This is a genomic window from Nonomuraea sp. NPDC050202, assembly GCF_040656115.1.
In the GTDB taxonomy this organism is placed as follows: Bacteria; Actinomycetota; Actinomycetes; order Streptosporangiales; family Streptosporangiaceae; genus Nonomuraea.
In genome coordinates, this window is record NZ_JBFALF010000017.1 from 88,909 (window position 1) to 102,412 (window position 13,504).

Annotated in this window: 12 protein-coding genes; 3 read left to right on the plus strand and 9 right to left on the minus strand. The window is 73.3% G+C overall.

Annotated features, from left to right (window positions below; genetic code table 11):
• Positions 1 to 73: 73 nt before the first annotated feature.
• The 4 genes from AB0I79_RS35645 to AB0I79_RS35660 form a co-directional block, all read right to left on the minus strand.
• Positions 74 to 982, minus strand: coding sequence for a PRC and DUF2382 domain-containing protein (locus tag AB0I79_RS35645; protein WP_357882899.1), 909 nt, complete (start codon positions 980 to 982; stop codon positions 74 to 76).
• A 137-nt stretch (positions 983 to 1,119) separates the two neighbouring features.
• Complete coding sequence (locus AB0I79_RS35650; RefSeq protein ID WP_357882902.1) at positions 1,120 to 1,662, minus strand: DUF4142 domain-containing protein; 543 nt, start codon at positions 1,660 to 1,662, stop codon at positions 1,120 to 1,122.
• Positions 1,663 to 1,826: 164 nt separating this feature from the next.
• On the minus strand, positions 1,827 to 3,041 hold the full coding sequence (locus AB0I79_RS35655; protein WP_357882905.1) for an alpha/beta hydrolase: 1,215 nt from the start codon (positions 3,039 to 3,041) through the stop codon (positions 1,827 to 1,829).
• 384 nt (positions 3,042 to 3,425) lie between these two features.
• Positions 3,426 to 3,701 carry a hypothetical protein gene (locus AB0I79_RS35660; RefSeq protein ID WP_185106123.1) on the minus strand — a complete coding sequence of 92 codons (276 nt, stop codon included), beginning with the start codon at positions 3,699 to 3,701 and terminating at the stop codon, positions 3,426 to 3,428.
• 112 nt (positions 3,702 to 3,813) lie between these two features.
• Between AB0I79_RS35660 and AB0I79_RS35665 the strand changes: the two genes are divergently transcribed.
• Entirely contained in the window at positions 3,814 to 4,800 is a 987-nt protein-coding gene (locus tag AB0I79_RS35665) for an acetylxylan esterase (RefSeq protein ID WP_357882908.1), read from the plus strand.
• Between the two features lie 103 nt (positions 4,801 to 4,903).
• Here AB0I79_RS35665 and AB0I79_RS35670 read toward each other — a convergent pair whose 3' ends face one another.
• Positions 4,904 to 5,191 (minus strand): iron-sulfur cluster biosynthesis family protein, encoded by a 288-nt coding sequence (locus AB0I79_RS35670; protein ID WP_357882911.1) that lies wholly within the window; start codon positions 5,189 to 5,191, stop codon positions 4,904 to 4,906.
• Positions 5,192 to 5,330: 139 nt separating this feature from the next.
• Between AB0I79_RS35670 and AB0I79_RS35675 the strand changes: the two genes are divergently transcribed.
• Positions 5,331 to 6,569: a methyltransferase domain-containing protein gene (locus AB0I79_RS35675; protein ID WP_357882914.1), complete on the plus strand. Its 1,239-nt coding sequence runs from the start codon at positions 5,331 to 5,333 to the stop codon at positions 6,567 to 6,569.
• On the opposite strand, the gene AB0I79_RS35680 is transcribed toward AB0I79_RS35675, so the two are convergent.
• The 4 genes from AB0I79_RS35680 to AB0I79_RS35695 form a co-directional block, all read right to left on the minus strand.
• Positions 6,566 to 7,021: a pyridoxamine 5'-phosphate oxidase family protein gene (locus AB0I79_RS35680; protein ID WP_357882917.1), complete on the minus strand. Its 456-nt coding sequence runs from the start codon at positions 7,019 to 7,021 to the stop codon at positions 6,566 to 6,568. The genes AB0I79_RS35675 and AB0I79_RS35680 overlap by 4 nt on opposite strands.
• Before the next feature lie 89 nt (positions 7,022 to 7,110).
• Positions 7,111 to 11,121, minus strand: a complete 4,011-nt coding sequence (locus tag AB0I79_RS35685) for a hypothetical protein (RefSeq protein WP_357882920.1) — start codon at positions 11,119 to 11,121, stop codon at positions 7,111 to 7,113.
• Positions 11,122 to 11,236: 115 nt separating this feature from the next.
• Entirely contained in the window at positions 11,237 to 11,743 is a 507-nt protein-coding gene (locus AB0I79_RS35690) for an isoprenylcysteine carboxylmethyltransferase family protein (RefSeq protein ID WP_357882923.1), read from the minus strand.
• Between the two features lie 72 nt (positions 11,744 to 11,815).
• Entirely contained in the window at positions 11,816 to 12,784 is a 969-nt protein-coding gene (locus AB0I79_RS35695; protein WP_357882926.1) for an NAD(P)-dependent alcohol dehydrogenase, read from the minus strand.
• 59 nt (positions 12,785 to 12,843) lie between these two features.
• Here AB0I79_RS35695 and AB0I79_RS35700 point away from each other — a divergent pair, with 59 nt between their 5' ends.
• Positions 12,844 to 13,497 carry a helix-turn-helix domain-containing protein gene (locus tag AB0I79_RS35700; protein WP_357882929.1) on the plus strand — a complete coding sequence of 218 codons (654 nt, stop codon included), beginning with the start codon at positions 12,844 to 12,846 and terminating at the stop codon, positions 13,495 to 13,497.
• Positions 13,498 to 13,504 lie beyond the last annotated feature (7 nt).

Genomic DNA, 13,504 nt, shown 5'->3' on the forward strand with positions numbered 1-13,504 from the left:
CGGTCAGGCCGGGGAAATTCGCATACGCCCGCGGGGGCCCGATCCGGCGCCCCCGCGTGACTCCTGCGAACCCTTACCGCCCCGGCGGCATGTCGCCGCGACGGCCGTAGGGCATGTCCTTGTCGTCCCTGTTCATGTCCTCCTCGTCGATCTCCACCCGCTCCTTGCGGATCTTGCCCTCGACGATCTCCTCGTGCTGGACGTCCTGCTTGCGCACGTGGATGCGCTCGACCGGCTTGGTCTCCTTGCCGACGACGGCGCGCTCCTCGTGCAGGATCATCTCGCGGTCCTCGGCCTGGATCTCGTGCGTGCCGGTGGTCTGGCCGTCGCGGATGGGCTCGCGCTCGACCACGACCTCCTCGTGCGAGAGCGGGATCGTCTGTTGGACGTCCTCGGTCTCGACGTACTTGTGCAGGCGTACGCGGCCTGTCTCCCTGCTCTCCTTGCCGACGTGCAGCTGCTCCTCCGACCGGGTCATCTCGATGTCGCGCTCGTCGGTGACGCCGCCCATCCCGCCGGCCATGCCGGCACGTTCGCCGGTCAGCCCGGCCCGCTCACCGGCCATACCGGTGCGCTCGCCGGCCAGGCCGGTGGGCTCGCCGGTCAGTCCCTCCCGCGCACCTGTGACCGGGCCCCTCGTACGGGCCTCGCCGGCGCGCTGGCGCGGGATGTCGGTCGGCTGCATGCCGTAGTAGCGGTAGAGGTCGGCCTCCTCCTTCAGGGACAGGCGGTCGTCCACGTCGATGTTCGGCGCGCCCTTGATCATCTCCTTGTCGAAGGGGACCCGGATCTCGTCGCCCGAGCGGCGGGAGTTGGCCAGCGGGACGAAGGTCTGCTTCATCCCGAAGAACCCCGTGCGTACGGTCACCCACTCCGGCTCGCCCGAGCGATCGTTGAGGTAGATCTGGCCCACCTTCCCGATCGACTGTCCGTCCGACCCCACCACATGGCATTCGAGTAGGTGGCGGATCTCTGTTTGCATAGCCACGACGATCCCCCCGATGTGTCCGTCCTGGTTCAAAAGGGACAAATACCCTAAATCGCCACATAACCACACACAGGTAGGGAACGTTTCGCTCTATTTCCTGGAAACGGCTGGGGATCTGCCTGGCCGGCGGATCAGCTCTCCTGGGCCTTCTCCAGGGCGTCCAGATGTTGCTGCAAGGACTGCTGAGCCGTGCCGGCCAGCGCCTTCACCGTCTGGTTGGAGCCCTTGGAGACCTCAGTCCTGGTGGCCGCCAGCGCCTCCTTGTGCGCCTTGATCATGCCGGACAGGAAGTCCTGGTCGAAGTCCTGCCCCGTGGAGTGGCGCAGCCGCACCACCTCGGCCCGCTGCGCCTTGGACGGGGAGGTGGGCAGCTCGATGCCGAGCTGCGTGGCCGCCTGGGTGACCTTGGAGCCCAGCTTGGTGTGGTCCTGGACGAGCATCTTGCCGACGGCCTTGACCTGCTTGGTGGTGCCCTTGCCCATCGCCAGCCGGCCTGCCTGCACCTCGGACAGGTTGCCCTGGTGGATGGTCCGCATCCAGGTCTTGTCCTGCTCGGACGGCTGGGTGTCGGTCCGCGCGGGCACCGCCGCGGTGTTCGGCGCCACGTCGGCGGCGCAACCGGTGAGAACGGCCAGCGTCGCGGCGGCCAGCGGCAGGGTCAGACTCGTGCGCATGAGGATTCCTAGGACAAGGTGATACGACTCCGATACAGAGAGTAACCATCATGGAGCCGATGACCTGGCATTCGCCCTGCTCAGGCGCGTCAGAGGACCGGCCCGCCGTTAACAGGACCGCCGATACGGGACCGCCGATACGGGACCGCGCCAGGAGACCGCCGTCATGGGGTCGCGGTTACGGGGCCGCGGTAGCCGGGCGGTGGGTCGTCGGCCGCGTAGGCGTTCGGCTCGCCGCCCGTGAGGAACGTGCGCAGCACCGCGAGGTAGGCGTCGGTGCGGCCGGGAGGGGCGCCGTCGCCGACGTAGGCGAGGCCGGCGTTCGGGAGCGCGCGGCGGTAGGCGATGGCGTCCGCCCAGGGCTCGGCGTCGCAGGCGCCCTTGACGATCAGCACGGGCACGGTGATCCGCACCAGGTCGTTCCTGAGCGAGGCGGGCGTGGCGCGCCCGGCCAGGGCGACGTACCCCCCGTAGCCGGGGCCGGGCGGGGAGGCGGAACACGCCGGTGCGGCCTGGCGGCGGAGGAGAAGCGCGAGGTGGGCGTCCAGTTCGCGGTCGCCGGCGAAGGCGCGGGCGGTGGCCGGATCCACCCGCAGCAGCGCCGAGACCGCCAGCGTGCGGGGGTGCGGCAGCGCGGCGGGACCCAGGGGGACGGCCGAGGTGGCGAGACGGGACGAGGCGCGTGCGGGGGCGAGGCCGGTCGGCGAGTACAGGACCGCTCTGGCCACCCGGCCGGGATGCGCCGCCAGGTACGCGGCGGCGAGCTGGGCCCCGTGGTCGCGGGCGACGAGGTTGAGGCGCTCGGCGCGTACGGTCCGGCGGATCGCCTCCAGATCGGCCACGTCCCGCGCCAGGCCGTACCCCTGGGGGTCGGCCAACCGGGCCGAGCGCCCGGCGCCGAGCTGGTCGTACACGAACACCCGGAAGCCCGCGGACACGAGCCGTCCGTAGAACGCCGAGTCCCCCTCCAGGTCCCCCACGCCCGGGCCGCCGTGCAGGAAGACCACCGGCTCGGGCCGGGTGACCCGTTCGGGCGCGATCCGCACGTACGCCAGCCGCGACCCCGTGGGCAGCCGCCACTCGCGCTGCCCCGCCACCGCGGCCGGGGCGGGCGGCACGGGGAGAGGGCTCAGCGTGACGGCGGAGACCTGCCACACCACCGCCGCCTCCACCCCGAGCACCACCGCCGCCCGCGACCAGCGCCCCCACGCCACCTGCGGCCTGGGCACGCACAGCAGCAGCCCGAGGAAGAGCACCGACGCGAACACCGCCAGCCCCACCACGGCGAACACCTCGGGACCGGCGCCCACCAGCGCCACCCCCGCCAGCGCGGCCAGCCCCGCGACCGGCGACAGCGCCACCACCAGCCCGCCCGCCACCACCCGCCCGGCCAGCCGCCGAACCCCACGCCCGATCCCACGCCCGATCCCACGCCCGGCCCTGCGCCCGGTCCCACGTCCGGCGGCAGGTCGACCGGCCGGCTGCCCAGCCCGGCGCTCGGCTCTGGGCCCAGTCCAGTGCTCCGCCCTGGGACCGGCCGGGCGCCCTGGGGAGGTGCGGGCGGAAGGTTCCGCGGAGGACGATGTCCCGCCGGACGAGGCCGCCCGGGCGGGCTGCGCCCCGGCGGTCGGGGGCGCAGCGGCGGGCGCCCGGTCCGAAGGGGCCCGGTCCGAAGAGGCCCGGGCGGGTGAGGGGCGACGGCCGGAGGGAGGCTTGGCGTTGGAAGCCACAAAAGGGACGTTAGTGCACACTTCCCTCCCGAGTCAGGGAAGTGACCGACCCAGACGCAACCGGATGCGATCGCCCCGCCGTACGGACTCGCGCACGGTCCACACGCGCTCGTCGATGACCGTGCCCCTGGCCGTCATGTAGCCGCCCATCCTGAGCACCGGCCGTCCCGTGTCGTCGCGCAGCAGTTGCGCCCGCGACTCGGAGTCGTCGCCGAACAGCACGAGGAAGTCGTGCGTGCCGGCGGGGGCGTCGAGGATCAGGCCGGGATACAGGTGCGAGTGGGGGACCTCGATGACATGCTCGCTCACGCGTCAACGTCTACCCAGATTTCACGCTTCAAGCTTAAGCCGGTCCGGGATAGCGCTTTCCGCCGACATGGGGTGAAATATCAGCAACCTTTCTACAGGCTGGAGTACCACTGTGCCACTGTTCGACCTGCCGCTCGATCAACTCCGCGAGTACCGCCCCGACCGTGACGAGCCCGCCGACTTCGACGCGTTCTGGTCCGCCACCCTGGCCGAGGCCAGGGAGTTCGACCTCGCGGCCGAGTACGTCCCCTACGACCTGCCGCTGGCGGGCGTGGACGTGTTCGACGTGTCGTTCGCCGGGTGGGGCGGGCACCGGATCAACGGCTGGTTCCTGCTGCCGCGCGGCGTCGACGGGCCGGTCCCGTGCGTGGTGCACTACATCGGCTACAGCGGCGGGCGTGGGTTCCCCAAGGACCACCTGCTGTGGCCCGCCGCGGGGTACGCGGTGTTCGTGATGGAGACGCGCGGCCACGGCGGCGCGAACGTCGGCAGCCCCGGCACCACCGGCGACCCGCACGGCAGCTCGGGACCGCAGGCGCCGGGCATGATGACCAGGGGCATCCTCGACCCCGCCGACTACTACTACCGGCGCGTGTTCACCGACGCCGTCCGCGCGGTGGACGCGGCGGCGGCGCATCCGGCCGTGGACGCGGAGCGCGTCGTGGTCGCGGGCGGCAGCCAGGGCGGTGCCATCGCCCAGGCCGCGGCGGCGCTGCACCCGGGCGTGCGGGCGGCGCTGATCGACGTGCCGTTCCTGTCGCACTTCCGGCGGGCAGTGGAGATCACCGGGCGTGATCCGTACCAGGAGCTGGTCAGGTTCCTGGCCACCCGGCGGGACGCAGCCGAGCAGGTGTTCCGCACGCTGGCCTACTTCGACGGGCTGAACTTCGCGGCCCGCGCCACGGTGCCCGCGCTCTACTCGGTGGCGCTGATGGACGACGTCTGCCCGCCGTCCACGGTGTTCGCCGCCTACAACCACTGGCAGGGCCCGAAGGAGATCACCGTCTGGCCGTGGAACAACCACGAGGGCGGTGGCGGCTACCAGTCGGAGGAGCAGGTGCGTTACCTGCACAAGCTCCTCGGCGAGGGCCAACGCTAGGAATGGCTGAGGGCCAGGGAAGAGCCCAGGCCCGCGACAGGGCGAGGGCTGGGAGCGGGCCGCCGCGCCGGAGTGCCCATCGGCTCCGGCGCGGCGGCGCGCGTCAAACGGTCTGCTCGGTGACCAGGAACGACACGCTCCCCTGGTCATCGGCTCCGGCGTCCAGGGACTTGTCGTCCAGCACAGTCGCAGCCACCGGGTCGAGGTAGACCCTCGCCCCCTCGTTCTCGACCACCGCGTCCGCCGGTTCGGGGGCGGTGGCCAGGGTGAGGGTGAGCGAGCTGGCGCCCTCTCCCTGAGACGAGATGCGAATCCCGCTCTGAGTCGGCTCGGGCGCATTCGCGGTCAGGTCGCGAATGGCCTGGGCTGCGTTGGCTGTCAGGGTGAGCACTACGGCTCCTCCTCACGGTCGACGTTCAGGAGTTGGCTGCCCTTCCCTCCGCTTTCGGCCTCAACCCTCCTTGGCGTTTTCTTTACCAAGAATCCCTGGCGGGCCGTCTCCGGCCTCCGCCTGCGGGAACAATGGACCCATGGACTTCGCGGCGCAGAGGCAGGCCCTGGTGGCGCACCTCAGGACGGCCCAGGCCGTCAGCGAGCCCGTGGCCGAGGCCATGCTCGCGGTGCCTCGCCACCTCTTCGTGCCCGGCGTCGAGCCGGAGGCGGCCTACCGCGACGAGCCCATCGTGACCAAGCGCGACGCCGAGGGCCGGCCGATCAGCTCGTCCTCGCAGCCGGCCATCATGGCGACCATGCTCGGCCAGCTCGGCGTGGAGCCGGGGCACCGGGTGCTGGAGATCGGCGCGGGCACCGGCTACAACGCGGCGCTCCTGGCCCACCTGGCGGGGCCCGGCGGGCGCGTGGTGGCCCTGGACATCGACGAGGACACCGTGGAGCAGGCCAGGCGGCATCTGGACGCGGCCGGGGTGACGGGGGTCGAGGTGCTGTGCCGAGACGGGGCCGGCGGCCATCCCGCCCTGGCCCCGTACGACCGGCTGATCGCCACGGTCGGCGTGTGGGACCTGGCGCCCGCCTGGCTGGCGCAGCTCGGGCCCGGCGGGCGGCTGGTGGCGCCGCTCGACCTGCGGGGTGTGCAGGTGTCGGCGGCCATGGAGCGCGACGGCGAGCGGTGGGTGAGCCGGTCGGTGGCGCCGTGCGGGTTCATGCGGATGCGCGGGTCGCTGACGGGGACCGAGACGCTCGAGGTGCTGCGCCGGGATCCCGAGCTGCTGCTGATGCTGCCCGAGGCGCGCGAGGTCGGCGACGTGCCCGCGGCGCTGGACGCGGTGCCCACCGAGATCACGGTGCGGCGCGAGGAGGCGGCGCCGCCGTTCACCGTCGCCATGGGGGTGGCGCTGTGGCTGGCGCTGCACGAGCCGCGCTGGTGCGTCGTGAGCGGCGACCTCGGCGGCGGTCCCGGCCTCACCCCGGGCATCGTGCAGCCCGACGGCATCGCGGTGCTCGCCGCGCAGGGCTCGCTGATCGCGCGGGGCCACGGCGCGGGCGGGGCCAGGCTGGCGGCGGAGCTGGCCGCGCACGTCAGAGCCTGGGACGCGGCCGGCCGCCCCGAGGCGAGCGCCCTGCGCATCGAGGCCTACCCCGGCGACCCGGCCTCCCGCAGGAAGGCGGGCGGCCCGGCCACCGGCGGCACGGCGGGCGGCCCGGGCGGCCGCGACGCGACGCCCGCCGACGAGCCCGAGCGCGGCGCGGTCACCGGCGGCACGGTCGTCATCGGCAAGCGGCACACCACCCTGGTGGTGGGCTTCGGCTAGACGGTCCAGGCTCCGTCGCGGATGAGGTCGCGCCCGGCGAGCTCGTTCGACTCGCGCCAGGCCTGCAGCCGCCGCGGCGTGATGTGGAAGTAGTGGTAGCCGTCCGCCTCCTTGCGCGGGTCGAAGCCCGCCTTCTCCGCGAACGCGTCACCGAGCTCGTCGGAGATCTCGGTCGCGGGCGTGGCCCTGGCCGTGCCCTCGATGAGCACGACGTCGCGCACCAGCCCGATCGCCACCCGCGTCCGGCCGCCGGTCAGCAGGTTGCGGGCGGTGGGGCTGGCGCTGGCCGTGGAGATGACCAGCGCGGCCCCGTCCCACAGGAACGACAGCGGCACCATGTACGGCACCCCGTCGGCCCCCGCGGTGGCCACCCAGGCGTCCACGTCGTGCTCCAGGCGGTGCAGGGTGTCCCGCTTGCGCTGCTCGGCGGTGCGCGGGGTGGGCTGGGACATCGGGCCTCGCTTTCGAAGGTCACAGGGCTCTGATCGCCCTCGTCATTATCGAGGATGATCAGGGGACGAATGTGACACGCGGTTCCGGACTACCGGTCGTCCGGGCGCGGCGAGCCGCCGCCGGCCGCGCAGGAGCCCGCCTTGGCGCCGGCCACCTTCCACTCCGCCCCGGGGAACGGGCTCATGAAGTGCGTCAGCAGGTCCACCGCGTAGTCCGGCACCTGCCCGCCGGGGTCCAGCAGGGAGAGCATCTGCGGCCCGTCGGCGCCGCGCAGCGTGATGGTGCCGCGCTCGGCGCCGGCGGCGAAGCCGGGTTTGGCGTCCACCGTGACGCAGGCCAGGCTGATCCCGGCCGCCCTGATCTCCTGCTTGGCTCCGATCCGGCGCATCCGCTGGTCGTAGCGGCGCAGGGCGAGCGAGGTGGTGGGGCCGATCCTGACCGATTCGCGGAAGGCGTCCTCGCCGATCTCCCTGCTCAGCCTGACGTCGAGCCTGACGTCGGGCCGCAGGTTCACGCCCTTGGCGGCGACCTTCACAGTGCCGTAGTGCCCCTCGAAGCCGGGCGCGACGTAGCCGAGCGCCGGGGGCGCCTTCATGCCGAACGGGACCTTGCCGGGCCGGATCCGCAGCCACGACATGCGGGCGATGGACAGGGAGAGCTGCTCGATCGAGCTCTGCCCGAGCCCGAACTGCCCGCCGACGTGGTAGGTGAGGAAGCCGGTCGTGTACGGGACCTCCTTGCTCACCGCCATCTTCTGGGCGGCCACGGGGTCCACCCTGAGCCCGGCGCGCAGGGCGATGCGGCCGGTGGGCACCGGCCGCGAGACCAGGTCGAGCGACTGGTCGGGGTTGAGCCGGATCGTGGTGTCGGCGGCCAGGTCCCTGACCGTCACCGACACGTCCCCGAGCCGCCCCGACGGGTCCACCAGGCCGCCCTCCACGCCGAGGTGCCCGTCGAGGGTGCTGGCGCCGCCGGGCGCCTTGTAGGTGACGGCCGGCACGCTCAGCCCGGCGGCCGAGGCGTCGGCGTCCACGCCGAAGACGGCGGGCACGTCGGAGAAGCGCAGCTCGCCGGTGCCCTTGCCGGGGAGCGTGACCTTGGCGGTGAGGTGCTTGACGGCCGCGGAGTTGTTCACGCGGATGCGCGTCCTGGCCCCGTACGTGCCCTGGACGGTCACCGCCGCGGGCACCGGGTCGATCGCCACGTGCCCGCGCAGCCCGCCCGCCTCGGCCCGCACGTCGAGCGCGCCCAGCGTGGCGGCCGGCTCGATCCGGTACGAGGCCTGCACCGCGTTCCCCTGACCCACCCCGAACGGCCCCACCGACATGCTGGTGATCTTGGAGGGCAGGCCGGTCAGCGTGGCCCTGGCCTTGATCGGCACAGGCGACAGGACGCTGCTGGCCAGGTACACGCCGAGGCTGCGGCGTTTCGGGCGGAACCCGGAGAACGCGAACGTCTTGCCGGTCAGGTCCACCGTCACCTGGTCGGGCAGGCCGGTCACGTCCAGGTATCCCTGCAGGCCGAAGCAGCCGCGCTGCGGCACGCAGAAGGGGCCGGGCGCGCAGCCGGGCCTGCCGGCCGCGCACCCGCCGTCCACCAGCGACACGCCGCCGGCGATCGCGGGCGCGGCCCGCATGCGGTCCAGCGCGGCTGCCGTGCCGAGCCAGGCGCGGGCGCGCACGTCCAGGCGCGAGCCGGAGTAGGTGAGCTTGCCGCCGGCCGAGGTGACGGCCAGCCGTCCCGGCACGGGCCCGACCGTGCCGGCGATCCCGAAGCGGGTGTCGCCCTGCCGGACGTCGGCGTCCACGGCGAGGGTCTGCGTGGCCGAGCGGAAGTCGGCGGTGAAGCCCTGCGCGGCGGGGGTGAACTCGACGTGCGAGAGCCGGTTGACCAGCACGCTGGCGTCCAGGTCGCCGGTGGCCTGGTCGTAGTGGGCCGCCAGGTGCGGCCCGGAGGGGGCCTTGGCGCCGTCGTGGTTGGTGAAGGCCAGCGCGGCCGTCCGCACGGGGCCCGACAGGCCGCGGAAGCGGTACGAGGCCGCGTTCCACGAGGCGTCGAACTTCGCGGGCACGCCGGTGACCTCGGCGGCGGCTCTGGCGTACCGGTCGCCGAGCTTGGCTCTGGCCAGCGCGGACACCCGCTCGACCGGCCCGTCGGAGACCCAGCTCAGGGTCCTGGCCCCGGTGTCGGCGACGAGCTCGGCCCGCTTGCGCACGCCCTTGACGGTGGCGCGCAGGTCCTCGCCGGTCGCCCGGGTGACGTGCGCTTTATTGACATAAATCCGCACCTCCTCGAGCGTGGAGGACGTGGCGACCTTGACCGTCGAGCGCTCGCCCAGCTCCCACGACGCCTTCACGTCGTCGTGCACGCCGAGCACGGTGCCGTCCACGGTGGGGCCCGACCTGAGGTTGGTGTAGGCGGCCCGCAGTTTCTCGATCACGCCGCTGGCCTGGTAGACAGCCTTCCGCGCGGCGGGGTCGAGCGTGACGTCCACGGTGGCGGGCGTGTTGGAGATCTCCATGCGGGCCACGTGGGTGCGGTCGATGCTGGCCGCGCCCACGAACGAGCGGCCGCCTGCGCCGACGGCGAGGTGGACGCGCGGCGCGGCCCCGTAGGTGACGTCGAACCCGGACAGCCCCGTCAGCAGCGCGGAGACCCCCACGGCGGCGCCGTCCTTGATCATGGTGACGTGGCCGCCGCGCGGGGTGGAGACGGCACCCCCGTCGCGTTGCAGGACGACGGCGAACCTGCCGATGGGCGAGCTGGTCGAGTGCGTGACGCGGTGCGCGGCCAGGTCGTTGACCAGGCGTACCCTGGCGGGCAGCGCGCTGAGCTCGGCCTTCAGCACGGTCTTGGCCGCGGCCCGGTCGAAGTAGCGCAGGCTCGCCTCGCCCGCCCGGCCCGAGCCGGTGGCGACGGAGAGGGTCTGCTTGCCGTTCGCGGTGCCGTACCTCGCGGTGAAGGACGGCGGGAGGCGCCGGAGCTCGACCTCGGTCACCCTCGACAGGCTGCCATCGCGGTAGGAGAGGTCGTGCACGTGGGCGCGGGCGACGGATGACGGTCCGGAGAAGCGCACCTCGCCGCCCGACAGCCGCACCTCGGCGCGGGTGGGCATGCGGTCGAGCACGGCCCGGGTGAACCGGCGGCCCGTCACGGCCACCGCCTCCACCTCGGCGGGGGCGGAGGCGCTGACGTTCAGGGTGGGGGTGTCGAGCGCGGCGCTGACGGTGAGCTCGCTCGTGGCCGGCGTCTGGCGCAGGCTCACGGCGCTGCGCCCGGTCAGCCCGGCCACGACGGCGGCGCTCTGCCCCGGCTCCTTGCGCTCGACGACGGCCTTGATCCGCTTGCCCGCCAGGTCCACGGTGAACGTGCCCCGGTCGGCGGCCGACAGCGACGAGCCGCGGCGCAGGCCGTCGAAGCCGACCGAGACCTTGTCGTCGTACTCGGCCCAGACCTGCGCTTTCACGCTCTGCCTGGACAGCCGCTTGACCGCGAACGTGATCCCGGCCGAACCTTCACCGGGGTCGGCGGCGGGCACCAGGTCGGCGGCCAGGTCGGGCTTGGCGTCGCCGGTCACGTCGGCGGCCACCGGCACGCCGACCGGCTGCCGGATCGAGCAGGCGACCGGCACGGCGTCGCTCTCGACGCAGAGCCGGTACGTCAGCCCCGGAACGGCCTTGCCGAGCCCCTCGAACGTCCTGGCGATCGCGGCGAGCGGCTTGCTCAGGTTGAGGGGCTCGGCCTGCGACGTGTCCGGCAGCACGTCCCGCACGTCGGGCGCCTGCCTGCCGAACCCCTGCGCCTCCTGGACGGCGGTGGCCGCGGAGGTGATCTCGTCGCTCAGCTCCGGGCCCGCGGGCGTGGTGACCTCGGGCGCCTCCGGCCCGACCCGCTCGTTCCCCGCGGGCCGGAGGGCCAGCGAGGCACGCTGCGGCACAGTGACGGTGGCGGCCGGCGGCTCCTGCACCGCGGGCACGGGCCGCACCTGTACGCGCGGATGAACGGGCTGGGCCTGGGCCCCGGCTGCGGACGGCACGCCGGCGAGGACCGTGCCGGCGATGGCCGTCGAAGTGAGCACGCGCATGAGGGCGTGCGGCATGAAACGTTCTCCCCCGGACCTGTCTATTTCATCCCATCAGAAACATAGGTCACGAGACGACCATATTTCCTCACTGGGCGTCAAACAGGATCCGACATGGGGCCCCAATTTTCTGTCAAGGCCGGTACGGGCGCAGCCGCGGCCACCACCCCGGCACGTGGGCGCGGTAGGCCTCGTAGTCGGCGCCGAACTTCCTGCGCAGGTGCGGCTCCTCGTACCAGTGGACGAAGGAGTAGACCGGGATCGCCAGGACGGCGGCGTAGACCAGCAGCCAGGCATCCCCGAAGAGCATGGCCTGGCCGATGACGGCCGCGAAGATCGCGACGTACATGGGATTGCGGACGTACCGGTAGAACCCGCCGACGACCAGCCGGTCGGGCGGCGCGACCGGGATCGGCGTGCCGAACCCCTCGACGACGAACCTGACGAAGGCGTTGACCACCACGGCCAGCCCCGCGAGCACCAGGAGCGCGCCGAGCGCCCTGAGCGGGATCATGACCGGATCCGGGAAGGGGGCGCGCGAGCGCCATCCGCCGATCCAGTACGGGACGAGCACGGCGACGACTCCTGGACCGGCGGCGAAGAAGGTGGCGCTGACGGCGGCTGCGGGCGTTCTGCGCATGGCATCGCTCCTAATTCATTGTGTGATGAGTTTAGGAGGCGCAACGCGGCCATGTCAACACCTGTTGGCACTTCAGGCGATCCGGATGACGACCTTGCCCCGGACGCCGCCCGCCTCCAGCGCCCGGTGCGCCTTGGCGACGTCGTCCAGGGGGAACACCGTGTCCACGACCGGGCGGACGGCGCCGCTCTCGACGTACCGGGCGAGGTCGGCGAAGAGCCGGTGGGAGGGGTTGCCGCTGAAGGCCCGCACGCGTCGCCCGCCGTGGACGGCGGAGACCGCGATGTACGCCAGGGACGCGGCGACCCTGCTGGGGTCGAAGGCGATCGCCACCATGCGGCCGGACCGCGTCAGGAGGCGGCGGTAGGCGGGGTGATCGGTGCCGACGGTGTCCATCACCACGTCGAAGGTCCCGAGGTCCGCCGGGGAGGTGGTGGCGTAGTCGTGGGCCTCGTCGGCGCCGAGCTCGCGTACCAGGCCGAGGTTGCGCGCGCCGGCGAGCGCGGTGACGTGGGCGCCGAGGGCCTTGCCGAGCTGCACCGCCACGACGCCCACGCCGCCGCTGCCGCCGCGCACCAGCAGCCGCTCGCCGGGCCGGAGCCGCGCCTTGTCGCGCAGCGCCGTGATCGCCGTCGTGCCCACGGGCAGCGCGGCGGCCTCCACCAGGTCGAGCCCCGCCGGGGCGAGGGACAGCTGACGGGGCCTGACCGTCAGGTACTCGGCGTTGCTGCCGAACGTGCGGCCCAGCACGCCCCACACGCGGTCGCCGACCCGCGGGCCCGCAGTCCCCTGGCCGAGGGCGGCGACCTCGCCGGTGAAGTCCAGGCCCATGCGCTTGGGCCAGCCGCGCTGCATCAGCCCCGTCACCGGCCGCACCTTGCCGGCCCGGCCGTGCAGCTCGCCGCCGTTGACGCTGGCGGCGTGCACGCGCACCAGCACCTCGCCGGGGGCGGGGACCGGCCTGGGCACCGTGCCCACGTACAGGACCTCCGGGGGGCCGTACCGGTCGAACACGGCCGCGCGCATCTCGTTCGTCTCCATGTGAGTGAAGCTAGCGCGCTAAATGGAGGATGCCGTCCACTTAGGTTAATGTGAGAAACATGCCTGCTCATCCCTCTCAGATGGAGCCCGCCGAGGCGATGCGCGCCGACGCGCGGCACAACCGCGCGCGCATCCTGGACGCCGCCCGCGAGGCGTTCGCCACGCGCGGGCTGGACGTGCCGATGGCCGCCATCGCGCGGCGCGCCGGGGTGGGCGTGGCCACGCTCTACCGGCGATTCCCCTCCCGGGAGTCGCTGATCACGGAGGTGTTCGGCGACGAGCTGGCGGCGTGCGCGTCGGTCGTGGACGAGGCGCTGGCCGATCCGGACCCGTGGCGGGGGTTCTGCGCGGCGATCGAGAAGGTGTGCGCGATGCAGGTCGCCGACCGGGGGTTCACCGACGCGTTCCTGACGGCGTTCCCGGACGCGATCGACTACGAGCGGACGCGGGCGCGGGCCGAGCGGGGCTTCGCCGAGGTGGTCCGGCGGGCCAAGGCCGCCGGGCGGCTGCGTGCCGACTTCGACCTGGCCGATCTGACGCTGCTGCTCAAGGCCAACTGCGGCGCCGCCACCGGCACGGCGCAGACCGCGGCGGCGGCGTCACGGCGGCTGGTGGCGTACCTGCTGCAGTCGTTCCGCGCCGAGCACGCCGAGCCGCTGCCACCACCGCCGCCCCTCACCCTCGGCCACCTGCACGCCCCGGCCGCCCGCTGACCGCGCG

Bases quoted from the DNA above. Each gene is read 5' to 3' on its own strand.
- AB0I79_RS35645 (WP_357882899.1), bottom strand. From the start codon at position 982: ATGCAAACAGAGATCCGCCACCTACTCGAATGCCATGTGGTGGGGTCG.
- AB0I79_RS35650 (WP_357882902.1), bottom strand. From the start codon at position 1,662: ATGCGCACGAGTCTGACCCTGCCGCTGGCCGCCGCGACGCTGGCCGTT.
- AB0I79_RS35675 (WP_357882914.1), top strand. From the start codon at position 5,331: ATGGACTTCGCGGCGCAGAGGCAGGCCCTGGTGGCGCACCTCAGGACG.
- AB0I79_RS35680 (WP_357882917.1), bottom strand. From the start codon at position 7,021: ATGTCCCAGCCCACCCCGCGCACCGCCGAGCAGCGCAAGCGGGACACC.
- AB0I79_RS35685 (WP_357882920.1), bottom strand. From the start codon at position 11,121: ATGCCGCACGCCCTCATGCGCGTGCTCACTTCGACGGCCATCGCCGGC.
- AB0I79_RS35690 (WP_357882923.1), bottom strand. From the start codon at position 11,743: ATGCGCAGAACGCCCGCAGCCGCCGTCAGCGCCACCTTCTTCGCCGCC.
- AB0I79_RS35695 (WP_357882926.1), bottom strand. From the start codon at position 12,784: ATGGAGACGAACGAGATGCGCGCGGCCGTGTTCGACCGGTACGGCCCC.
- AB0I79_RS35700 (WP_357882929.1), top strand. From the start codon at position 12,844: ATGCCTGCTCATCCCTCTCAGATGGAGCCCGCCGAGGCGATGCGCGCC.